Source organism: Bacteroides clarus (assembly GCF_015555825.1).
Classification (GTDB): Bacteria; Bacteroidota; Bacteroidia; order Bacteroidales; family Bacteroidaceae; genus Bacteroides; species Bacteroides clarus.
Map to the genome: position 1 here is coordinate 123,548 of NZ_JADNLF010000001.1, position 23,880 is coordinate 147,427.

The window sequence follows — 23,880 nt, forward strand, 5'->3', positions numbered from 1 at the left end:
CGCGTTAATATTTTCGTTGTAATATCTCTCCCCAGATGATAGCCTTGCGCGCTTCCTCTGCCGAGTGTATTTCAAATTCGGATGAGGCGTCGGCAGGTTCGGGAAGTGTATTGTCGGTATCTTGCTGAATGAAAGGCTGTTTCTTGGCGGGCTTATGCTTTTTTTCTGTTTTCTTGCGTATTACGGCGGTTTCGGGTTTGGGGCCTTCCGGGATGTAACCGCCGTAAGTTCCGTCGCTCCAGCTTTCAGGAAGGGGATTTTCTTCATCGAACACAGGCATGGCGGGGCTGTTGCCAGCTTTCTTTTTTGCTTCTTTCTTTGCTTGTCTGACAAAACTTATAACAATAATGCCTGCAATTAACAGAAATTTGAAGATGTCTTCCATAAGCCTTTCTTTGTTTTTTCACCGCCAAAGGTAATTATTTAATCTGATTGTAGCCAACAAATTGGCATTAAAAAAGGGCAGCTTCACAGCTCCCCTTGTTTTTTTAACCTAAACCTTAACTATGAAAAAATCTAATGTTTCTTTCATTCCACAAAATTGGAAATTTATTCCAACAATGCCAAATTAACACTCGGAAAATGTTTACTCGCTTAACATAAATTAGTAGAAACACATCAAATAGAGGGGATTATGTGTTATTTTTCCATGGTTTCATCACTTTATTGGAAGGGAAGAAGTATCTTTGCACGCTGTCATTCAGAGCATGGCGAAGAATCACTTCCCTCTGACTACATAAAGGGAGCAGGTTTTTCGCTACGCTCTGAATGACAAAATGTAACTAATGTAACTTGATTTTAAACAAACTGATTATGGAAAATGTGACGGGAGCAGACTTTAAATCTGCAACTGCCGATGAGAACAAAAAGTTGTTCATCGAAACCTATGGCTGCCAGATGAATGTGGCCGATAGTGAAGTGATAGCCTCTGTGATGCAGATGGCGGGATATTCGGTGGCCGAAACGCTGGAAGAGGCGGATGCGGTATTCATGAATACCTGCTCTATCCGTGATAATGCCGAACAAAAGATTTTAAACCGCCTGGAGTTTTTTCATTCGCTCAAGAAGAAGAAAAAGAATCTGATTGTCGGCGTATTGGGATGCATGGCGGAGCGTGTCAAAGACGACCTGATTACGAACCATCATGTCGATCTGGTGGTAGGTCCGGATGCTTACCTTACTTTGCCCGACCTGATAGCTGCCGTAGAGGCGGGCGAGAAAGCCATCAACGTGGAGCTTTCCACAACGGAAACTTATCGTGATGTGATACCTTCGCGCATTTGCGGAAATCATATTTCGGGTTTTGTTTCCATTATGCGCGGCTGCAATAACTTTTGTACCTATTGCATCGTTCCCTACACCCGCGGACGGGAACGCAGCCGGGATGTGGAAAGCATCCTGAATGAAGTTGCCGATTTGGTGGCTAAGGGTTATAAGGAAGTGACCTTGCTGGGACAGAATGTCAACTCTTACCGCTTTGAAAAGTCGGATGGGGAAGTGATAACTTTCCCCGCGTTGCTGCGTACCGTGGCCGAGTCGGCTCCGGGCGTCCGTATCCGTTTCACCACCTCTCATCCCAAAGATATGAGCGACGAGACCCTGCAAGTCATCGCGGAAGTTCCCAATGTATGCAAGCATATACACTTGCCCGTGCAGAGCGGAAGCAGCCGTATCCTGAAGCTGATGAACCGTAAATATACCCGTGAGTGGTACCTGGAACGTGTTGACGCCATTCGTCGCATCATTCCGGATTGCGGCTTGTCTACGGATATTTTCTCCGGCTTCCATTCGGAAACGGAAGAAGACCACCGGCTTTCCCTCTCCCTGATGGAGGAGTGCGGTTATGACGCCGCCTTTATGTTTAAGTATTCCGAACGTCCGGGTACGTATGCCAGCAAGCATTTGCCGGATGATGTGCCTGAGGAAGTGAAGATTCGTCGTCTGAATGAGATTATCGCTTTGCAAAACCGTCTTTCTGCAGAGGCCAACGCCCGTTGCGTAGGAAAAACTTATGAGGTGCTGGTAGAAGGCGTTTCCAAACGCTCGCGCGACCAGCTCTTCGGACGCACCGAACAGAACCGGGTAGTTGTTTTCGACCGGGGAACGCACCGGACGGGCGATTTTGTGACGGTTAAGATTACAGAAAGCAGTTCGGCGACGCTGAAAGGTGAAGAAGTTTAGTTTGATATAAAAAAGGCAGGGGAGCACGAACCTCGCGGTCTATGCTCCCCTTATTAATGTATTGTTAACTTTAATTTTTCTGTTATTCCGCCATTGCCAGCAAGTTTGCCGTATGGTCTATACGGTTGTAGCTTACCAGTGTCCAGTTGGATTTTTCACTGTTCTTTTCATAGCTTTTGTAAGCTACCGGCATGTTCTCTTCGTTCATTTCATATACGCTTTTCTTCATATCCTTGTCATAAGCCTTGTGAGCCTTGTTCCAACGTGCGTATGACATGATGATTTCATTGTTTTCGTATTGGTAAGACATCTTGAAGTAAGGTGTCCATCGGCTTTGCAGGCTGTCCCATTTGGAAGCGGTCTTGCCGGTCAGACGGTTTTCGTTGTCGTATGTAAATTCATAACGCATGTGGTTGTAGAGGTATGTGCCGTCTTGCTTGAAGATTGTTTTTGCTACTACCAAGTCATTCTTTACTTCTTCATTGGTGATGAAGTTGTCCTGAGCCCTTACTTCCGAGTTCATTACGCTTACGATAATCATTGCTACGAATGCGATTGCTTTGAATAAATTTGTAGTTTTCATAATCTTTATTTTTTTATTGTTACTATTTCCGTTTTATTTTTAGACGTTGTTTCCGATATAAAAAGTTGCCTTTTCGGTTCATCTTTTTTTCGAACGCCTTCGCCTGATAAAAGTCAAATCCTGTGCCAAAGATATAAATCGTTGATTATCAATTGTTATTATGTTTATGTGTCTGTTCGTTATCGGACACTTGTCCGCTCAAGACCGAACACAAAGGCTGTGATTAGTTTATTCTGCAGGAATAACAGGTATCTCCCCGCTCTCTGTTATCTTCTTTGTTTGCGAATTTTAATTCGTCAGACAGTTGTTATCCTTTCGTTAGACAGCCGTTGACTTTGCGTTAAACAGCTGTCTAACGAAAGGGCGACAATTGTCTGACGCAATAATAACTACCGTTTAACGGATTAATGTCTGCCTGTTTCTTGGTTGTATTCTTAATGCGCGACTCTTAATTGCGGTGAATTCCTTCCTTGTCACTTTCGGCGCAGCATTACTTTTATTAAATCTCCTTAATGAAAGCCTTGTAAATCACTTTTTATTTGTTATTTTGCACCAAATTTAGGATAAGTGCGGTCTGTTCGGTTCAGACTGCACTTCCTTATTGGTAAACGTTCGATGAATAAACTCACTATAAAAGCTTGTCCGGTATGTGGCGGAACGCATTTGGAGCGTACCCTGACCTGCATAGACCATTATGCCTCGGGTGAAGTATTCCACTTGTGCCGTTGCAGGGACTGTGGTTTTATATTGACCCAGGATTTTCCCGCAGAAGCGGAAATCGGACGCTATTATGAAACTCCCGATTATATATCCCATTCAGATACGAAGAAAGGGGTGATGAACTCCGTATACCATTGGGTGCGCAGCTATATGTTGAAGCGCAAGGCGCGCTTGGTGGCGCATGAAGCGCATCGTAAAACAGGACGTCTGCTGGACATCGGCACGGGAACCGGTTATTTTGCCGATACAATGAAGCGTTGCGGCTGGCAGGTGGAAGCCATTGAAAAGAACGCCCATGCACGCGCTTTTGCCAAGGAGCATTTCGGCTTGGAGGTAAAGCCCGATACGGCTTTGAAGGATTTTGAACCGGATAGTTTTGATGTCATTACGCTGTGGCACGTAATGGAGCACCTTGAACCGTTGAATGAGACTTGGGAAACGCTTAACTCGTTGCTGACGGAAAAAGGGGTGCTGATTGCAGCCGTACCCAACTGCTCTTCGTACGACGCCAGGAAATACGGAGCTTATTGGGCTGCCTACGATGTGCCCCGGCATTTGTGGCATTTTACTCCCGGCACTATCCAGCGGCTGGGTTCCAAGCATGGCTTTATTTTGGCGGAGCGTCATCCCATGCCGTTTGACGCGTTCTACGTATCCATGCTGACAGAGAAAAATATGCGTCGTTCATGTCCGTTCATACGGGGCATGATTACCGGTACATTGGCATGGTTCCATGCATTGGTAAGGAAAGAGCGCAGCAGTTCCATGATTTATGTGTTTCGTAAAAAAAAGGTGATTTAATGAAAGCTAAACGTAATTCGGTATCCTATTTTGATATGCAGTTCATCACATCCAGCATAAGTACTACATTGGTATTGCTGTTGTTGGGCTTGGTGGTGTTCTTTGTATTGGGGGCTCACAACCTTTCCGTATACGTAAAGGAGAATATCAACTTCTCTATTCTTATCAGTGATGATATGAAAGAGAGTGATATCCTGAAACTGCAGAAGAAACTGGATAAAGAGCCGTTTGTGAAGGAGACGGAATATATCTCCAAGAAACAGGCGCTTCGCGAACAAACCGAGGCGATGGGGACAGACCCGCAGGAGTTCCTCGGCTATAATCCTTTTACGGCGTCCATCGAGATTAAGTTGCATTCCGATTATGCCAATTCGGACAGCATTGCCAAGATAGAGAAGAAAATCAAGAGGAACACGAATATTCAGGAAGTACTTTACCAGAAAGACCTGATAGATGCGGTGAATGATAATATCCGCAATATCAGTCTGATGCTGTTGGGTTTGGCTGTCATTCTGACTTTCATTTCCTTTGCGCTGATTAACAATACAATCCGTCTGACTATCTACTCCAAACGCTTCCTTATCCATACGATGAAGCTGGTAGGGGCGAGTTGGAGCTTTATCAGGCGTCCGTTCCTGCGGCGTAATTTCTGGATAGGAGTATTGTCGGCTGTCATTGCCGATGCCGTTCTGTGGGGAGCCGCCTATTGGCTGGTTTCTTATGAACCGGAGTTAATCAGGGTGATTACGCCTGAGGTGATGTTGCTGGTTTCCGTTGCCGTACTGGTGTTCGGAGTGCTCATTACCTGGTTGTGTGCATTGCTCTCTATCAACAAGTATCTGAGGATGAAGGCGAGTACATTGTATTATATATAAGAGGTAAGAAATAGTAAATCATTAAATAGTAAATAAATAGATGAGTAAACAGAAGTTCGCTTTTGACAAGACCAATTTTATTCTGCTTGCTGTCGGTATGGCGGTGGTAATACTTGGTTTTATTCTAATGACCGGCCCTGTATCTACACCGACACACTTTGAACCGGACATTTTTAGTGTAAGACGTATTAAGGTGGCTCCATTGGTTTGCCTTTTGGGATTTGTATTTATGATATATGCCGTATTGCGTAAACCGAAAACGGAGAAGGAATAGCGGTTGTTTTTAACTTTTAATTTTATTTGAAGAAGTGGATTGGTTTGAAGCGCTTATTCTTGGGCTTATTCAAGGATTGACAGAATATTTACCGGTTAGCAGCAGCGGACATTTGGCTATCGGATCGGCATTATTTGGAATTCAGGGGGAAGATAATCTGGCTTTCACCATAGTAGTTCATGTAGCTACCGTATTCAGTACATTGGTAGTGCTTTGGAAAGAGATTGAATGGATTTTCCGCGGATTGTTTAAATGGAAAATGAATGAAGAAACCCGTTATATCATCAATATCTTGATATCTATGATACCCGTTGGTATTGTGGGAGTATTCTTTAAGGAGGAAGTAGAGATGATTTTTGGTTCGGGGTTGTTTATTGTGGGATGTTGTCTGTTGCTGACCGCTTTGTTACTGAGTTTTTCCTATTATTACAAGCCGAAACAGAAAGACAGGATTTCCATGAAAGATGCATTCATCATAGGTTTGGCGCAGGCTTGTGCTGTGTTGCCGGGGCTTTCACGTTCGGGCAGTACCATTGCCACCGGCTTGCTTTTGGGAGATAACAAGGCCAAGCTGGCGCAGTTTTCTTTCCTCATGGTGATGCCGCCTATTTTGGGTGAAGCGTTGCTGAACGGTGTCAAGATGATAAAAGGAGAAGCCGTTGCGGGAGATATTCCGGGATTCTCGTTGCTTATAGGTTTTTTGGCGGCTTTTATCTCAGGTTGTCTGGCATGTAAATGGATGATTAATATAGTGAAGAAAGGTAAGTTGATCTACTTTGCTATTTATTGTGCAATAGCCGGTATCGTTACGCTGGTAGTTTCACAAATGCAGGGATGAAGCAGATGAATTTTAAAGAAGGAGAAGTTCTGTATTTCAATAAACCGTTGGGATGGACATCGTTCAAGGTCGTAGGCCATGCGCGCTATCACATCTGCCGGCGGATGAAGGTAAAGAAACTGAAAGTAGGCCATGCGGGTACACTCGATCCTCTCGCTACGGGAGTGATGATAGTGTGTACGGGCAAGGCTACAAAACGGATTGAAGAATTTCAGTATCATACCAAGGAGTATATCGCCACCATCCGGCTGGGCGCTACCACCCCTTCCTATGATTTGGAACATGAGATAGACGCTACCTATCCTATGGAGCATATCACGAGGGAGCTGGTAGAGGAGACTTTGAAGAAGTTCATCGGCGAGATACAGCAAGTGCCGCCTGCTTTCTCGGCCTGCATGGTGAACGGTAAACGCGCCTATGACCTTGCCCGCAAGGGCGAGGAGGTGGAGCTGAAGCCCAAGTTACTGGTGATTGACGAGATTGAACTGCTGGAATGTAATCTGCCGGAAATCAAGGTTCGGGTAGTGTGCAGCAAGGGTACGTACATCCGTGCTTTGGCGCGTGACATCGGTGAGGCGTTGAATAGCGGCGCTCATCTTACGGCTTTGGAGCGCACCCGCGTAGGGGATGTCCGCATAGAGGATTGCCTTAATCCGCTTGATTTTAAGGAGTGGATAGACGGGCAGGATATAAAATACGAAGAACTATAACAGAACTGTTATTTGTTTATAGTTCTTTATTTTTCCTTTTTATATTATATGCTTTTATATAATATGTATGAACATACTCTATCTTTCTGCTTCTATTGTATATGTGAAACTTTCTGCTCTGTAATAACCAATGTTATACTCTACAGGTATGTTGTTAATATCATATACAAATCTTTTGCGAATTAGGATTGGATCATTAGCTTTAATTTCTAATTTATCAGCTATGATTTCACCTGCTAAGCGGGCGGATATTTCTTCTTTACTTGTTTTTACTATAATATGGTAATTTGTTTCCAATAACTCATAAAGTGGTTTTGTGAAGTTCTCTTCACCTGTTAAAGGAATTATTGGGTTAAAATAAGAAATGAAGTAGACAAAAGGGAATTCTTTATTTCCTCTAACCCTTTCTAACACTACACATCGTTTTATATTATTTTCATAAGGTATCTCAAAAAAACTAGCAATTTCTTTAGAGGGTTTTTTTAAACTAACATGGAGTTCAAAATTGCGGACCTCTATGCCTAACATCTTCATTTCCTGAGAGAAACTTAGCCAATTTTTTACTCCTCCTACTATTCCTTTTTTAGCCACTTTTGTACCATATCCTTTTTTTCTGGTTAAAAGGCCTTCGAATACTAATTTATTAATAGCTTGTCGTAGTGTGTTTCTAGATATGTTTAATTGTTCAGACAATTCTACTTCATTTGGAAGTAGTTTCCCATTTTTGTACTCTTCTTTGTCTATTAACTTTCTTAATACCTCTTCTGCTTGAATATGAAGTGGTTTACTGCTAGTATGATCTATTTCCATAATCGTTAATTAAGTAAATATATAGCAAAAGTAGCTTTTTTTTAAAAAATATCCAAATTTTATTTTGAAATAAAAATGTAATTTATATATTTGCACAATCATATATATGTTCATACATACAAAACAAATAAGAAGTGTCTGTAAGAAATAAAATATAGAAAGGGCGTTTCTTGAATTTTTTTAGTCATTCTAAATCAGATGTGGTTATAAAATAGAATATTAACTTATTAATTATCATACAGTATGGAAGATGCACTAATATTTTTACCTAAATTAATTTTTACGGGTAAGGAACTCATAGGTGAAAATGTAGAAAGAATAACTCGTAGGATGGGTGATTTGCGAGATGTGTTTGAGGATAAGGCAGCATTTGAGGTTATGGATCCAAATTTAATCGCTTACCATGTTTCTAGTATATTTCCCGTGAAAGAGGGAACGCCTGGTGGTCTGTTTATGGGAATAACCTATCTGATGCCTGGAAAAGTAGGAGATGAATATTTCATGACGAAAGGACATTTTCATTCTAATATTGATCGTGCTGAATTTTATTGGGGTGTGGAAGGTGAAGGTATGCTTATCCTGATGAATGAAGCACGTGATGTTTGGGCTGAGCGCATGTATCCGGGAAGTTTACATTATATCCCAGGGGGAATTGCTCATCGTGTGGCTAATGTAGGTAATAGTATATTGACTTTCGCGGCCAGTTGGCCCTCAGATGCTGGGCATAATTATGGTATAATAGCTCGTGAGGGATTTGCTCGCCGTCTGAAAGAAGTGAATGGAAAGCCAGAATTAATCTAAGTGGAGAGATAATATGCATTATATAGGAATAGACTTAGGTGGTACTATCATAAAAGTGGGATTGGTGGAAGACGGTAAGGTAGTAGATGTCAAAAAACTTGATGCAGGATCGAAATATGGTTTAATGCCCCGTTTGGATTTCATAGCGAATGCTATTGATAATTTGTTATTGGAGAATAATATTTCTTCTAATGAGTTAGGTGGAGTGTTTCTTGCATTTCCGGGTATTGTAAATGTACGTTCTAAACGGATAGTGTCAACCAATGCTAAATATGATGATGCCCCTTCTATTGATTTACAGTGTTGGTGCTGTGAACATTGGAATGTACCGTTTGCTATTGATAATGATGCTCGTGCCGCTACGGTAGGTGAATGGCAGTTTGGAGTAGCTTATGGTAAGAAGAATGTTGTAATGATGACTATTGGTACAGGAATTGGTACCGGGGTGATTCTTGAGGGGAAATTACTTTATGGGCAACATTATCGAGCCGGTTCTTTAGGTGGTCATTTGATTGTCAATTACCAGGGAAGAAAATGCAGTTGTGGTAATGTGGGATGTGTAGAAGCTCATGCATCTTCTTTCTTCTTACCACAGATAATTCAAGAAAATGAGTTTCTCAGCCAGAATTTTCGAAATGATATAGCTAACTATAATTTTAAGGAACTGTTTGCGCAGGCTGCTGCTGGTATAGTAGATGCTAAATTGGTGATCGAGAACTGTATGGATGTATGGAGTGCTGCAATCGTGAATTATATTCATGCTTATGATCCACAGGTTGTAATTTTGGGTGGAGGTATAATGAAGAGCAAGGATGTAATATTACCTTATATACGTAGAAAAGTGAATGCATTAGCTTGGTGTCCCGATGGGAAAGTGGAGATTATGGCTTCTATATTAGGTGATGATGCGGCATTGATAGCTGCCGGATATTATTTTTTTAAATAGGTTTTTCTTTTATTCAATAAAACTATGAACAAGTATTTACTAAATAATAAAAAATCGAATTATGACAAGTTTCCGGTAGTGCAAGTACCGGGAGAAGAACATAGTTGTGTAACAGGCTGGGAGAACGTAACCGCTGAGTTACGTTCTCTGTTACAACAGAAAAAAATTTTGGTAGTAGAATGTTATCAAGGAGTGCATGATGATGAAGTATTAAAGGCATTGTATGAAGGTTTTCCCGAGGCTTGCATTCTTGAATCTGTAGCAGCGATGAAAGGTCAGGACGCTTTGTATAATACAATCAAAGATGATGTGACTGATGATGAGATATTTGGCTATATGACGCGATATACAATGGAGGTTTATTTCGATAATGCCAAAGTAGAGCATATGCGTAAATTGATAACCTCTTCTTCTGCAGAATATATCATAATTTATGGTGTAGGAGCTTCTTATATTTGGCAGGAACCTGCTATCTTGGCCTATCTTGATATGGCACGTTGGGAAATCCAACTTCGTTTTCGTCGTAATGAAGTTACAAACATAGGATTTAAGAATCAGGCAGAACGTGCTTCTCTTCAGTATAAACAGGCATTTTTTGTTGATTGGCGTATCTGTGATCGTTGGAAAAAGCAGATCATGAAACAAATAGATGTTTTTATAGATACTAATAAAACCGGAGAACCTAAAATGGCGTCTGCTGCAGCTATTTTTAAAGGGTTGGATATTGCTGCATCGCGTCCATTTCGTGTCGTACCCTATTTTGACCAGGGCCCATGGGGCGGACAATGGATGAAAGAAATATGTGACCTTGATAAAGAGGCAATAAACTATGCTTGGTGTTTTGATTGTGTTCTTGAGGAAAATAGTCTTCTTTTGGGGTTTGGCGATGTGTGTTTTGAAATACCTTCTATTGATTTAGTGTTTACTCATCCCGTACAATTATTAGGCCCCAATGTATATGGACGTTTTGGTGATGAATTTCCTATCCGTTTTGACTTTCTGGATACGATGGAGGGAGGCAATCTAAGTCTTCAGGTTCATCCGTTGGTAGAGTATATCCAAGAGAAATTCGGGATGCATTATACTCAGGAGGAGAGTTATTATATTTTAGATGCAAAAGAAGATGCAAAAGTCTATTTGGGATTGAAAGAGGGAGTAAATCCGGAAGTCATGGTAGATGAATTATGCCAAGCGCAGAAAAGTGGTGTATTTGATGTTGAGAAGTATGTGGGTGTATATGAGGTAAAGAAGCATGATCATGTGCTCATTCCACCTGGTACGATACACTGTTCCGGTTCGAATAGTATGGTATTGGAAATCAGTGCTACTCCTTATATTTTTACTTTTAAACTTTGGGATTGGGGCAGATTAGGTCTGGATGGACGTCCTCGCCCTATCAATATAGAACATGGAAAACATGTGATTCAATGGGATCGCACGGAGAGTTGGGTAAAGAAGGAAGCTATCAACTGTTTTGTTACGATTGCGGAGGATGAAGGATGGCTTGAAGAACATACCGGATTACATGAACGTGAATTTATTGAAACTCGTCGTCACTGGTTTACTGGTAAGGTACTTCATAAAACTAATGGTTCTGTACAAGTTCTGAACTTGGTAGAGGGACGTGAAGTTATTGTGGAAAGCCCGGCGGGTGCTTTTACTCCTTTTGTGGTTCATTATGCTGAAACATTTATAATTCCGGCAGCGGTAGATACATATACCATTCGTCCTTATGGCGAATCGGAAGGGAAAGAATGTGCAACCATTAAAGCTTATATACGAAAATGACAAACAGTAGAGAAATGCCTTTTAATCCAGGTTTTGAAATCAACCCGACATTTTCACCAATGGGTTTTGAGTATGGAAATGATGTGTTCGGTCCAAAGGTTGAAAACAGAATGTTGAATGATATCCGAAAAAGTCTGATGAATCCCACTTGTGAAGGACCTGAAATCGTTTATTCTATTGCGATGGATGTAGGTAAGAAAGAGCATAAAGCTCTTTTGGAAAAAATGCATTTACTATATGGGGTGGTGACTTATGCTGCCGGACGTCTGGGTGATGAACCTATCCGCAGTCAGGGACATATACATAAAGTATCACCTTACAGTGGATGGTCTACTCCCGAAGTGTATGAAATCTGGTCGGGTGAAGCTATTATTTATATGCAGGAATATGCTGAGGACCATCCGGGGCGTTGTTTTGCTGTATATGCAAAAGCTGGAGAAGTAGTAATTGTACCACCCTATTGGGCACATGCCACAATTAGTGCAAATCCCAAACTTCCGCTTACGTTCGGGGCTTGGTGTGACCGTGAGTATGGGTTTGTTTATGACGGAGTGCGTGCTCATGGAGGTATTGCTTGGTTTCCTGTTTTCAATAGTGAGAATAAAATAGAATGGAGGGCAAATTCCCAATACCAAACTTCTGAATTAATCTGTAAAACACCTAATGATTATTCTGCATTGGGAATAGAGGCTGGCAAGAGTATTTATGAAATTTTTGAAAAAGACCCCGATACTTTTCTATATGTCCCTTCTCCTCAACTGAGAGAGGATGTCTGGAAGAATTTTATACCTTAATTATTAATACTTTACGAGAATGAAAAACACTAATCAACATAAAAATCCTGTTCTGGTTTACATTATAGCCATTATTGCTGCTACAGGAGGATTATTATTTGGATTTGATACTGGTGTCATTTCAGGAGCCATTCCTTTTCTGCAGAAAGACTTTGGCATTGATGACGGTGTAATTGAACTTATTACTACAGCCGGACTTGTTGGTGCTATTGCCGGAGCATTATTTTGCGGTAAAGTTACTGATTATTTGGGGCGTAAGAAGGTGATACTTGCTTCCGCTGTGATATTTGCGATAGGAGCTGTTTGGTCCGGGATTGCACCGGACTCTACGAACTTGATTCTGGCACGTCTTTTTCTGGGTATAGCCATTGGAGTATCTTCATTTGCAGTACCTCTTTATATTGCAGAGATATCACCAACCAATATTCGGGGAACTTTGGTTTCAATGTTTCAGTTGATGGTAACATTAGGAGTGCTTGTTTCTTATTTATCAGACCTGTTTTTTGCAGATGAAGTAGATGTAACTTGTTGGCGTCCGATGTTTTATGCAGGCATACTTCCGGCTCTTATCTTATTGATAGGTATGTTCTGTATGCCCGAGAGTCCCAGATGGTTAATGAGTAAAGGGCGTAAGCAGAAAGCAATGCTTATCCTGAATAAGATTGAAGGGCATGGAGCAGCTGAAGAAGTGGCACATTCTATTAATGAAGAGATAGAAAAAAGTAAGAATGAAATTTCAAAATGGAGTGAGCTTATAAAGCCTACATTGCGTACACCGCTTTTCATAGCTATTGGAATAATGTTCTTTCAACAGTTTGTAGGTATTAACACTGTGATATATTATAGCCCTAAGATTTTCTTTATGGCTGGTTTCGATGGAGCTGTTTCTGCTATTTGGGCAGCTGTCGGTGTAGGTGTTGTTAATGTGGTTGCAACTCTTGTTTCTATCTATTTTGTAGATAGGCTGGGACGTCGTAAACTCTATTTCACAGGGCTTACCGGTATTATTTTATCCTTGATAACTTTATCTTTAAGTTTTGTCTTTGTCAATGAGTTGGGTAATGCCGGACAATGGCTGACGGTTATTTTTATGTTCCTGTATGTGGCCTTCTTTGCTATTAGCATCGGTCCGTTAGGCTGGTTGATAATCTCGGAGGTATTTCCACAGAAAGTACGCGGATTGGGAGCCTCAGTAGGTTCACTTTCAGTGTGGGTATTCAATAGTATCGTATCCTTTACTTTCTTTAAAATAGTGAATGCTTTGACCATACCCGGTACTGAAATAATGGTTGATGGGGAACAAGTGGGAAATCCTGCCGGTGCATTTGGTTTCTATGGACTTATAGCTTTGCTGGCACTTATATGGGGATACTTCTATGTTCCGGAAACTAAGGGAATATCATTGGAGAAAATAGAAGATTACTGGAGGAAAGGCGGCAAGCCGCGCAATCTAAAATAATAGATATTTATTGAATTATATAAACTGTAAGAATATGAAAAAACTCATGCTTATCTCTTTACTGTTTTGTATAAGTACTATACCCATAGCTTCACAAACAGTATCTGAATGGATGTTTCATATACGTGGAACAGATGAATATATGTATGCCAATAAGCATACGCTAAAGACAGGCAAAGACCCTTATGATGATAATTTTCTGTGGGTGATAGAAGCCATGAATAATGAGGCAGTCCGTATTCGTAATAAACAGACAGGCGAATATTTACAATTGGGCGACAATGGACATGTACGACTTATGCCAATGTCAGACAGCCAGGATCAATCTTTTATCTGGTCTTATGCAGGTTTTACTCATGATCACATGACCAATTGTGGATGGTTTACTTTAAGTAATTCCGAAGGAGATAAAGATTCGTACCTTGTTGCTCAAAATGGGGGAATCTACTATTTGCCCGTAGATCGTAATACAGAGTTCAAAGCCCATTGGACACCGGTTAGGAAAAATAGTGCAGGTTTACCGTTTGTTCTTTCTCCCAATGAGGTTACAGAATCTTCGTTTTTAGGAGAACGTAAGGCAATAGCCTTGTCGGAGGGGGAAATAGTGTCAAACTATCATGGAACCAACCACTGGAAACTTTCACGTGATATTTCTGCATTTCCGCGTTTTACAGCTAAAGGAAATATGCTGGTGCCTGCTCTTTATAATATGGCACTCGAAGAAATGTTACAGGATGTTCGTACGGATTCTACTTATATGGCAGGAGCTTTATGGCCTGATACCTGGACACGTGATGCAGTATATAGTATTTATTTTTCCTATTCTTGGATCATGCCCGAGGTATCTCGTCGTACTTTGGAAAAACAGACTTTAAAGAATCCAAGTGAAGCCCTGCAAGATACGGGTAGTGGTGGCTCTTATCCTATTTCTACAGATCGTGTTGTGTGGGCTATTGCTGCCTGGGAATATTATTTGGTGACGGGTGATAAGATATGGCTGCAGGAAGCTTACGAAGGATTACGCAATACTGCATTAAAAGATTTGCACGTTGCTTTTGATTCTAATGTGAACCTCTTCAAAGGTGAGACTTGCTCTATGGATTGGCGTACCCATACCTATCCCAATTGGTTTACAAATGTAAATATAGGAGAGTCTTTCTCTTGTGGTACGAATGCATTGCACTTCTTTCTCTATCGCTTTCTTACCAATGCGGGAAGTATCCTTAAAGTGCCGGCAGAGGAACGGGAACTGTGGAGTGGTGTTAGCGAAAAGTTGAAAAAGGGAATGAATGAGCATTTCTGGAATGAAGAGAAAGGTTTATTCGAATGCTATTTGTATCCTGAGATTTTAGGATATGTTTCTTCGCAGAGAGTAGGTTGTATGTCAAATGGGCTGGCTGCTATTTTAGGAGTTGCCTCATCCGAACAAGTTGGTAAAGTCGTACAAAATTCACCGATGTATGCATACGGGGCAGCAGTTTTATATCCCAGTATTCCCGATGATTTTGCCTATCATAATAAAAGTATATGGCCGGTTTGGCAGACACCGCTAATGTATGCAGCCAAGTCTTCAGGGAATTCTGTAGTAACTGAACACCTGATGAAATCACTCATTCGCCAATCGGCTCTTTTTTTAACCCACAAAGAAAACCTAACTTACGACACAGGCTATGATCGTAACACTGCATTGAATTCTGACAGGCAACTTTGGTCGGTTGCTTCTTATATCAGCATGGTGTATCGTGTACTTTTCGGAATGGAACTGACAATGGAAGGAATACATTTCAATCCTGTATTGCCGGCATGGGTAGGAACTGAAATCAAGTTGGAGCATTTTAAGTATCGTGATGCCGTCTTAAATATTACAGTGAAGGGGGAAGGAACGAAAATTGCATCACTTATTGTAAATGGCAAGAAGAAGACCACATCCTATATATTGCCTGCCGGAGCTAAAGGCATTTATGATATAGTTATAGCTGTGACTAAAGAGAATGAAAGTAATGAAAAGATAAATAGAGTGCCTGCAGGTCCGCATAATTGTTGGTCACCTATAGAACCTGTCATCCGTTTGGAAAATAAATATATTCATTGGACTATGCAGCCTGGAGTAACTTATCGTCTGAAGGGTATGGGTGTGGATAAAGAGGTACAGTCTCCTTATAATCTGCAAAAAGAAAAGCCAGGATATTATTCTGTATGTGCAGTTGACGAACAAGGAATTGAATCCGATCTTTCCAATCCTGTACTTTATACTTCTTATGAGAGACGGTATGAGGCAGAGGATTTTACTGAGACAGTATTTATAAAAACTGATGAAAAAGGTTATTCCGGTAACGGCTATGTGAAAGACTATTCTGTTAATCCGGCCAATCTTTCAATAGCAATAGACATTCCTGAAACAGGTGATTATGTGATTCGTTTCACGGGAGCTAACGGACATGGACCTCATAATACTTTTTGTACAATTCGTTCTTTGTTTCTGGATGAAAAGGATTGTGGAACAATCATCCTGGAAGCTTATGGTGATTGGGAAGAATGGACACAATCCAATCATATTGTGTTGCGTAGCCTATCCGCCGGAAAGCATACATTGTCTTTAAAGATTAACCCGGAAGGGAAGGGATTTGATAATAACATGTCTTTCAATAAAGAAAACCTTAATGATTGGCTTATTGACTACTTAACCGTCGTACGATTATAATATTCGTACAGATAATTCATATATAAATTAAATCTTGAATACCATGAAAAGAGTTTTTTTAACTTATCTGTTTTTATGCAGCATGCTGGGCAATATACTTGCCCAGGAAATTACAGGAAAAGTTCTCGAACAGGAGACTTCAGAACCATTGATAGGTGTTAGCGTTTCGGTTGAAAATTCTACAAAAGGGACAATCACGGGTTTAGATGGTTCCTATTCGGTTCCCGCAAAAAAAGGGGATGTTCTCGTCTTTTCTTATATTGGTATGATTACTCAGAAAGTAACAGTCCAAAATGAAAAGGTGATCAATGTTCATCTGTCACAAAATGAAAATATGCTGGAAGAGCTGGTTGTTGTAGGATATGGTACCATGAGGAAAGAAGATTTGACTGGTGCTATTTCATCTCTTAAGGGGAAAGACATTGAGGCAACCACATCTTCGAATGTATTAGAAGGAATTGCAGGAAAGCTTCCGGGAGTTCAGGTAGTTCAAAACTCAGGGACTCCTGGTGGAGATGTAACCGTACGAATAAGAGGTATCGGTACTATAAATAATGCAGATCCTTTGTATGTAGTAGATGGAATGCCTGTTAATGGGGGAATCTGGTTCCTAAATTCTAATGATATCCAATCTATCGATGTCTTGAAAGACGCCTCGGCAACCGCTATTTATGGTTCAAGGGGTGCTAATGGAGTGGTTATGGTCACTACTAAAAAAGGTATTAAAGGAAAGACGCAGGTTTCGGTAGATTATAGCTATGGTTTCCAAAAGATAGCGAAGAAATATGATATGATGAATGCGGCTGATTATGCAGCTCTGCACAATGAGATGCGGAAAAATGCAGGTTTTGAACTGAATCCTGATTTTGCGAATCCCTCATCATTAGGTAATGGAACTGACTGGTTGAACCAAATATTCGAGACGGCTCCTATCCATAAAGTTTCAGCTACTATTTCCGGAGGTAATAAAACTGTCCATACTACCTCACTGGGATATTATAAGCAAGATGGTATTTTGAAAAGTACAGGATATGAGAAGGTTACTCTTCAATCCAATTTATGTTCTGAAATTAGTTCTAAGTTCAGACTGACTACCAATATTGCGTTAAGTGGAGAAAAAAGGGATAACCAAGATGCCTATACAGTAATAGCAAATGCTATGAGAATATTACCTTCTATTCCGGTTTATGATGGAGACAATAATTATGGAGGCCCGACAGGGAGTTCTGAATTGAATGGTTCGGCGATCAATCCTGTTGGAATATTGAATACACAAACCAATACGGCCAATGCATATCGCGGAATTGCAAATGTTTCCGGAGAATATGATATTGCAAGTTTTCTTCAATTTAAGACGGTAGTGGGTGTTGAAGCCGGATATAACTATAATGATAGTTATATTCCTAAATATAAATGGGGAAATGCCCAGCAAGATGAAACTAAACAAACGACTTCTTCTGCATATGAGGTTCTAACTGTATGGGATAATACTCTTACGTTTAATAAAACATTTAATAAACATGCTATTACGGCATTGGTGGGAACGTCTTTCCAAAATTATACTAAGCGTTGGTTGAGTGCATCGGGTACCGGGCGTTCCAGCGATGCTACTGTTGAATTGGATAATGCATTGGAAGCAGAATCGGTAGGTGGTAATCGTTCTGACTGGGCAATCATGTCTTATTTGGGAAGAATAAATTATTCTTATGATAATAAATACTTTCTGACTGCTTCCTTAAGGGCTGATGGTTCTTCGCGTTTCGGTCCTAAAAACAGATATGGTTATTTTCCTTCGTTTTCAGGTGCATGGACTATTTCGAATGAAGATTTTATGCAAGACAATAAAGTTTTTAGTTTCTTGAAATTGCGTGCGGGGTATGGTATGACAGGAAATCAGTTAATAGATAACTTTATTTATACAGATAGACTGGATGCTTTGGGACAATACAATTTTGGTAGTTCATCCAATTCATCTTCAAATACAGTAGGCTTAATTTATCCCGATAAATTGTCTAATCCTGATATAAAGTGGGAGAGTGTGGAACAGTATAACTTAGGAATAGATATGGCATTCTTAAATAATCGTATTTCGTTTACCGCTGATTTTTATCTCAAGAATACGAATGATATGTTAACTCAGGTACCTGTACCGCAGACCAGTGGCTCTTCATTGAATTCGGCGGATTGGCCTTATGTAAATATTGGGAAAGTAAGGAATACAGGTATGGAGTTTAGCATTAATACTGTCAATTTTGAAACAAAAGACTTTAAATGGAATAGTGGTTTTAATATTGCATTTAATAAAAATAAGGTAATTAATATAGGAGGTTCCGATATATTTGAGTATCTTTTATTGTTAAGAGAAGGAGAACCTATTAATGTCTTTTATGGATATGCAGTAGACCATATATACCAAAATTTGGATGATGTATTTACCGGTCCTGCCATGGAAATGCGGGCTTCTGATAAGAATAGCCACAATTCACAAACAAACACCTCACCGGGTGATATCGCTTTTAAAAAGTTTACTGATGGGGATGTTATAACAGAAAAAGACAGAACCATAATAGGAAATCCGCACCCTAAGTTTACAGCTGGATTAAATAATAGTATTTCTTATAAGAATATAGATATCAGCTTCTTCTTGCAAGCTGTGTATGGCAACGAAATATTTAATGAAATTCGTCGTGAACACGAAAGTATGTCAACTACTTACAATCAATTAGCTTCTACTTCAAACAGGTGGACTGGCGAAAACTCAAGTTATAGTATGCCAAGAGCAATATATGCAGACCCGAATGATAATAACAGACGTTCTGATCGCTATGTGGAAAATGGCTCTTTCTTGAAATTGAGGAATTTGAATATCGCATACCGTTTGCCGGAGAGATGGACAAAATCACTTTCATTGCAAGGTGTAAAAGTTTATGCAAATATTGATAATCTTTTTACTATTACTAAATATTCCGGTTTAGATCCGGAAGTAGGTGTTAACGGGTATGATTATGTGATTTACCCTCCTGCAAGGACCTTTATGTTTGGTGTTAATATTAACTTTTAAAATTGAGTACAATGAAAGCAATGATTAAATATAGCATCTGCAGCATTTTGTGTATATGTTTTGTCTCCCTATCAGGATGCGAAAGTTATTTGGAGAAATCTCCGACAGATAAGATTATTACGGGTAACTTTTTTACAACTGGCACTGCGGAAGAAGTTGAGAGTGCCATAAATTCTGTATATCAACCTTTACAGCGGTCATATATGTACAATCTGCGTATGTGGACTTTGGATATTATAGCAGGAGAAGGTCGTGTCGGAAATGAGGCTGGCGGTAACGGCATAGAAACGGTACAATTGTCTAATTTTATTGCAAATTCAGATAATAATGGAGCTAAAGAATTATGGCGTGGTCCTTGGGCGGGCATTAATCGTGCTAATTGGGTGATTGATAATATTGATCTTTCGAAGAAAAATATTAGTGATGATAAAATATCTCAATATAAAGGGGAAGCTCATTTTTTAAGGGCCTTATATTACTTTAATATGGTGAGGCTTTTTGGCAATGTCCCATTGATATTGCATCAACAAACAGCTAATGATAATCTGAAAGTTTCAAGAACAGATAAAAATGAAGTATATCAAGTAATTATTCAAGATCTTCAAAATGCATCTGATTATTTACCTCAAAGATATACAGGAGAAGATATTGGACGTGCTACAAGTGGGGCGGCATTGGGATTATTAGCTAAAGTATATTTAACATTAAAACAGTATAATGATGTTATTGATGTTATCGAACGACTTATGGCTACGAATGTATATTCTTTGAATGAAAATTATAAAGATAATTTTGATGATACCAAAGAAAATGGACCAGAGAGTTTATTTGAAGTTCAATATGAGAAAGGATCACCTTATGCACCATTTGATGTACTTGGACAAGGGGCATGGCATAATGAGTATCTTGCTCCATTGGCACCTGTAAATATAGGTGGTCCTTGGGGAAATTTTGGTTGGTTTCATGTCTATTCAGAATTTGCTGAAAGTTTTGAACCTAATGATAAAAGAAAAATTGTTTCTATTTTTTCTGAAGGGGATGATTATCAAGGTTGGATATATGATCCTGCTGTTTCAACAACCGGATATAATGTCAAAAAGTTTATGTGTACTAATTATGGCACTACGAATCCAATGGACAGTCCATTAAATTTTCCTGTATTACGCTACTCTGATGTGTTACTGATGTATGCTGAGGCTTTGAATGAAGTAGGAAGAACTGCAGAAGCTTGTGCAGTTGCAACTGCTCCCAACGTTGGTGGTCCATTAAATAGAGTCAGGGTACGTGCAGGGTTACCAAGCGTGTCGGGGCAACAAGCAGAAGTCCGTGAAATTATACGTCACGAACGTCGTATGGAACTAGCTTTTGAGGGGGGACATCGTTGGTTCGACCTGATAAGATATGATGAAGGGGAATATGCAAAGAACTTCTTCCATAGTATTGGAAAGACGAATTTCACACTTCCCAAACATCTTTTATTACCTGTACCTATTGATGATATCGATGCTAATCCGAATTTGCTACCTCAAAATTCAGGTTATTAACCCTAAATATTAAATAGAATTATGAGAAGTGTATATATATTAATTCTTCTTTTCGTTGCTTCATGGGCTTATTCACATGATGATGTAGCATATCGTACTTCAAAAGGATGGTTTATTGATTTCAACAATGATTCATCCATTGATAAAAGTTTGCCTAGAAATTTTTCAGAAAAAGAAATGGCTTTCTTTGCTGATTATGACGGTGATGGATTTTTAGACTTATGTGAGGTTAAAGTAAAGGGAAATAATCTGGAGTGGAGTTGGTTCATAAAAGCTCATCAAGGAGATTTTAAGAAATCTGTTACTACTGTTTTTGGTACTCCTCAAGAGCAGTGCCTTGTTGGTGACTTTAATGGAGATGGTAAAACAGATATTGCTGTAATAACCTCTAATGGAGATGGTAAATTGGAATGGAGCATTGATTATTCTCCTTGTGATGGAGTTAGCGATATTTCTGGAAGTAGTTTTGGACAGGTTGGTGATAAAGTATTGGCGGGAGATTTCAATGCTGACGGAGTGGACGATCTTTGTATATACAGACCTGGGACCTCACAGTGGTTTGTCTCATTGTCGGACTTGGCAGGGAAGCCCAGCTTCAGTTCTCCTTATGCAATCGACGGACTTATTTTTGGTACTCCGTACGATATTCCTCTTGTTGGTGATTTTAATGGAGACGGCTATGACGATATGGCTGTATATCGTCCCAAGGACAATAAAATATATATAAATTATTTTAGTCCTGATAAACCTAAAATGGAAGGCTACGGAAATATTCATGGTAAAGGGGAGGTAAATCAAAGCATTACTTGTCCGGTAAAAGACATCTTAGGATTTGCTATTGCAGATTTCAACTATTCCCGTCCACAAGTTTTGCCTCTTGCTACGAAACAAGCTTTGGGTAAAAAAGTCAATTTAAGACATGGATGGACCTGTATATTTGATGAATCTTTAGATGTAGATAAATGGATTGAAGCGTTGAAGGCTTTAGGAATAAATACTTTGGAATATCATCCATGGATGCGGGCCCATGAAGAAAATGCAATGATAGGTAGTTCTTGGAATACTTATGTCGGAGACGATCGTTTATGGACTAGTAAGGCCAAGATGTTGGAGAAGATAAGGAAGTTTCAGGCGATAGGTGGGCGTAATATCTGCTACAACGCTATATACGCTTCTTCTCCGGCTTTCGCTCACAACCATCCGGAGTGGGCCATACGTAATCCTGAAAACCAGAATTTCTTCATGTATGGAGAGAACTATCTTTACTTGATGGGTATTAATCAGAATATAAATCACTCATATACAATTAATGGCAAGAGTTTCAGGAATTTTAATGATTATTTAAAGGATCAGGCTGAAATGGCTCAATTGGAATTTAACTGGGATGGTTGGAGATGGGACTGGTATGGATTACCGGATGTATACGAGTGTAATGCATTGAGCGGAAAAGGAGATATTTCACATGAGATCTCTGTATTGACAGATACGCTGAATACACATGTAAAACAGATACGCCCTGATGTAACCACTACTACATTGCAATTACCGTATGCCAACAATAATATTCCTTTTGAAATGACGGCAGCTGTAGTAGATCATCAGTTTCTGGAAATATGGCCGGAAGCATGGGGTACGGGAGATCGGTATAGCCAGATGTATGATGTAATGTACAAAGCTAAATCCAAATATCCAGATAAGCCATTGTTTGCAAATTTCTATCCGCCAACAGCTATGAAGCTGACTGCTAGTTGGCCACAAGCTAATATCCGCTATCAGTTTGCCACTTGTCTTGCTGCTGGAACTTATCCTGCAGCTCAGGTCGTAGATGGAATTGCCGGATTTACAGACCCTGTTCCATTTCATGCAACTAAATATCCTAAAGAGGTATTGACTGAAATATCCAAATGGAATAGATTCGCTGAAGCGTATGGGGGGTATTTCTATTACTCTAATCCTGTTTATTTATTTAGGGATATCAGGGAAAGTCGTGTATCTGTAAAAGAACAATTCCCAGGGCTCGTGATAAAAGCAAAGGAACGGATAGATAAGCGTACGCGTCGGATAGATGCTTTGGTGATTAATTTAATTAATTATGGTGTTGATGAGCTTAAGTGGACGGAAGTAAATTTTGAACCACAGACAATTTCTGCAACAGTAGATTTTCAGCTTCCTCAAGGTTTGAAAGTCCATAAAGCTTATTATATTTCTCCCGAAGGAAAAATGGAAATACCTTTGAACCGGAATGGGCGATCTTATCAGGCAATAATTCCGCAACTCAGCTTGTTTGGTAGCCTCGTAGTTACTACGAATCGTAATAGGGATTTACCGGAAGTTCCTAAAGATTATGCACGTTCATTTCCCGACTATGAGTTTACATATGATAGTTCCGGAAGTACACTTTCCAAAGGTGCGAAGGAAATTATTGTACTTGATGAAGAGATCCCTCTTCCTATAGATAACTATTACAATGGTAAGCTTTCAACTTGGGAACTATCTGAAGATGCTTATAAAGGAAATACCTCAATAAAGGTTACACCGGAAAAATTGTATATAACAAGTACAAGTAAAAGTGCAATCAGGGTGCCTATTGAGATATATAAAAACTTTGAAATAGCAATTAAGAGTAATGAGGCGTCCGCTACATGGTTCGGTTTCCGGTTGTTGAAACCTTCAGAAACTTCGCCGATATGGGAAGCTAAGAATATATTTTATCGGGTGGGTACTGCACAAGCTGATACCCCTTGTATTACTCTGACTGAAAATAAACCTAAGCTTGAATGGACAGTATTTAAAAGAGATATTTATAATGATATAATTAATCATCCGGAATTTACGGGCGAATGGTCGAATGCGATTGTTACTGCTATTTTACTGGGTCCTATAGAAGGAAATAGCGCTAATTTTGATGATTTGAGGTTTATCCGGGAATAGTATTGTTTTTATTTCGGCACTGTACATAATTCAGAGTCAAATTATTATCTTGCTGCATTTAAT

General features: G+C 39.8%; 18 protein-coding genes. 15 read left to right on the forward strand and 3 right to left on the reverse strand.

The annotated features are described in order from the left end of the window. Positions 1 to 4: 4 nt before the first annotated feature. On the reverse strand, positions 5 to 385 hold the full coding sequence (locus I2F54_RS00460) for a hypothetical protein (RefSeq protein WP_118045412.1): 381 nt from the start codon (positions 383 to 385) through the stop codon (positions 5 to 7). Positions 386 to 813: 428 nt separating this feature from the next. Between I2F54_RS00460 and miaB the strand changes: the two genes are divergently transcribed. Beyond that, positions 814 to 2,181, forward strand: a complete 1,368-nt coding sequence (miaB, locus tag I2F54_RS00465) for a tRNA (N6-isopentenyl adenosine(37)-C2)-methylthiotransferase MiaB (protein ID WP_195500292.1) — start codon at positions 814 to 816, stop codon at positions 2,179 to 2,181. An 82-nt stretch (positions 2,182 to 2,263) separates the two neighbouring features. Here miaB and I2F54_RS00470 read toward each other — a convergent pair whose 3' ends face one another. After that, positions 2,264 to 2,764, reverse strand: coding sequence for a DUF3836 domain-containing protein (locus tag I2F54_RS00470; protein ID WP_195500293.1), 501 nt, complete (start codon positions 2,762 to 2,764; stop codon positions 2,264 to 2,266). Positions 2,765 to 3,379: 615 nt separating this feature from the next. Here I2F54_RS00470 and I2F54_RS00475 point away from each other — a divergent pair. Genes I2F54_RS00475 through truB form a run of 5 tightly spaced genes read left to right on the forward strand, consistent with a single transcriptional unit; the run spans position 3,380 to position 6,982 of the window. Beyond that, on the forward strand, positions 3,380 to 4,285 hold the full coding sequence (locus tag I2F54_RS00475) for a class I SAM-dependent methyltransferase (RefSeq protein ID WP_129618551.1): 906 nt from the start codon (positions 3,380 to 3,382) through the stop codon (positions 4,283 to 4,285). Continuing rightward, positions 4,285 to 5,160 carry a cell division protein FtsX gene (locus I2F54_RS00480; protein ID WP_009122006.1) on the forward strand — a complete coding sequence of 292 codons (876 nt, stop codon included), beginning with the start codon at positions 4,285 to 4,287 and terminating at the stop codon, positions 5,158 to 5,160. The genes I2F54_RS00475 and I2F54_RS00480 overlap by 1 nt, the downstream gene beginning before the upstream one ends. 40 nt (positions 5,161 to 5,200) lie before the next feature. Continuing rightward, positions 5,201 to 5,434: a DUF3098 domain-containing protein gene (locus I2F54_RS00485; protein ID WP_009122007.1), complete on the forward strand. Its 234-nt coding sequence runs from the start codon at positions 5,201 to 5,203 to the stop codon at positions 5,432 to 5,434. Between the two features lie 34 nt (positions 5,435 to 5,468). Further along, positions 5,469 to 6,272: an undecaprenyl-diphosphate phosphatase gene (locus tag I2F54_RS00490; RefSeq protein WP_195500294.1), complete on the forward strand. Its 804-nt coding sequence runs from the start codon at positions 5,469 to 5,471 to the stop codon at positions 6,270 to 6,272. A 5-nt stretch (positions 6,273 to 6,277) separates the two neighbouring features. Continuing rightward, positions 6,278 to 6,982 (forward strand): tRNA pseudouridine(55) synthase TruB, encoded by a 705-nt coding sequence (gene truB / locus I2F54_RS00495; RefSeq protein ID WP_195500295.1) that lies wholly within the window; start codon positions 6,278 to 6,280, stop codon positions 6,980 to 6,982. A gap of 78 nt (positions 6,983 to 7,060) precedes the next feature. Here truB and I2F54_RS00500 read toward each other — a convergent pair whose 3' ends face one another. Further along, positions 7,061 to 7,792 (reverse strand): GntR family transcriptional regulator, encoded by a 732-nt coding sequence (locus tag I2F54_RS00500; RefSeq protein ID WP_009122010.1) that lies wholly within the window; start codon positions 7,790 to 7,792, stop codon positions 7,061 to 7,063. Between the two features lie 243 nt (positions 7,793 to 8,035). On the opposite strand from I2F54_RS00500, the gene I2F54_RS00505 reads away from it, so the two are divergent. Genes I2F54_RS00505 through I2F54_RS00545 form a run of 9 tightly spaced genes read left to right on the forward strand, consistent with a single transcriptional unit; the run spans position 8,036 to position 23,817 of the window. Next, a complete protein-coding gene (locus I2F54_RS00505; protein WP_009122011.1) occupies positions 8,036 to 8,593 on the forward strand; it encodes a glucose-6-phosphate isomerase family protein in 558 nt (185 codons plus the stop codon). 13 nt (positions 8,594 to 8,606) lie between these two features. Next, entirely contained in the window at positions 8,607 to 9,539 is a 933-nt protein-coding gene (locus tag I2F54_RS00510; RefSeq protein WP_009122012.1) for an ROK family protein, read from the forward strand. Between the two features lie 24 nt (positions 9,540 to 9,563). Then, positions 9,564 to 11,327: a class I mannose-6-phosphate isomerase gene (locus tag I2F54_RS00515; protein ID WP_009122013.1), complete on the forward strand. Its 1,764-nt coding sequence runs from the start codon at positions 9,564 to 9,566 to the stop codon at positions 11,325 to 11,327. A gap of 14 nt (positions 11,328 to 11,341) precedes the next feature. After that, positions 11,342 to 12,121 carry a glucose-6-phosphate isomerase family protein gene (locus tag I2F54_RS00520; RefSeq protein WP_195500449.1) on the forward strand — a complete coding sequence of 260 codons (780 nt, stop codon included), beginning with the start codon at positions 11,342 to 11,344 and terminating at the stop codon, positions 12,119 to 12,121. Between the two features lie 19 nt (positions 12,122 to 12,140). Next, a complete protein-coding gene (locus I2F54_RS00525; RefSeq protein ID WP_195500296.1) occupies positions 12,141 to 13,580 on the forward strand; it encodes a sugar porter family MFS transporter in 1,440 nt (479 codons plus the stop codon). A 34-nt stretch (positions 13,581 to 13,614) separates the two neighbouring features. Beyond that, entirely contained in the window at positions 13,615 to 16,281 is a 2,667-nt protein-coding gene (locus I2F54_RS00530; protein ID WP_195500297.1) for a carbohydrate-binding protein, read from the forward strand. 43 nt (positions 16,282 to 16,324) lie between these two features. Beyond that, complete coding sequence (locus I2F54_RS00535; protein ID WP_229097106.1) at positions 16,325 to 19,342, forward strand: SusC/RagA family TonB-linked outer membrane protein; 3,018 nt, start codon at positions 16,325 to 16,327, stop codon at positions 19,340 to 19,342. Positions 19,343 to 19,353: 11 nt separating this feature from the next. Further along, positions 19,354 to 20,886 (forward strand): RagB/SusD family nutrient uptake outer membrane protein, encoded by a 1,533-nt coding sequence (locus I2F54_RS00540; RefSeq protein ID WP_009122018.1) that lies wholly within the window; start codon positions 19,354 to 19,356, stop codon positions 20,884 to 20,886. A gap of 21 nt (positions 20,887 to 20,907) precedes the next feature. Continuing rightward, positions 20,908 to 23,817 (forward strand): FG-GAP-like repeat-containing protein, encoded by a 2,910-nt coding sequence (locus tag I2F54_RS00545; RefSeq protein ID WP_195500298.1) that lies wholly within the window; start codon positions 20,908 to 20,910, stop codon positions 23,815 to 23,817. Positions 23,818 to 23,880: the final 63 nt, after the last annotated feature.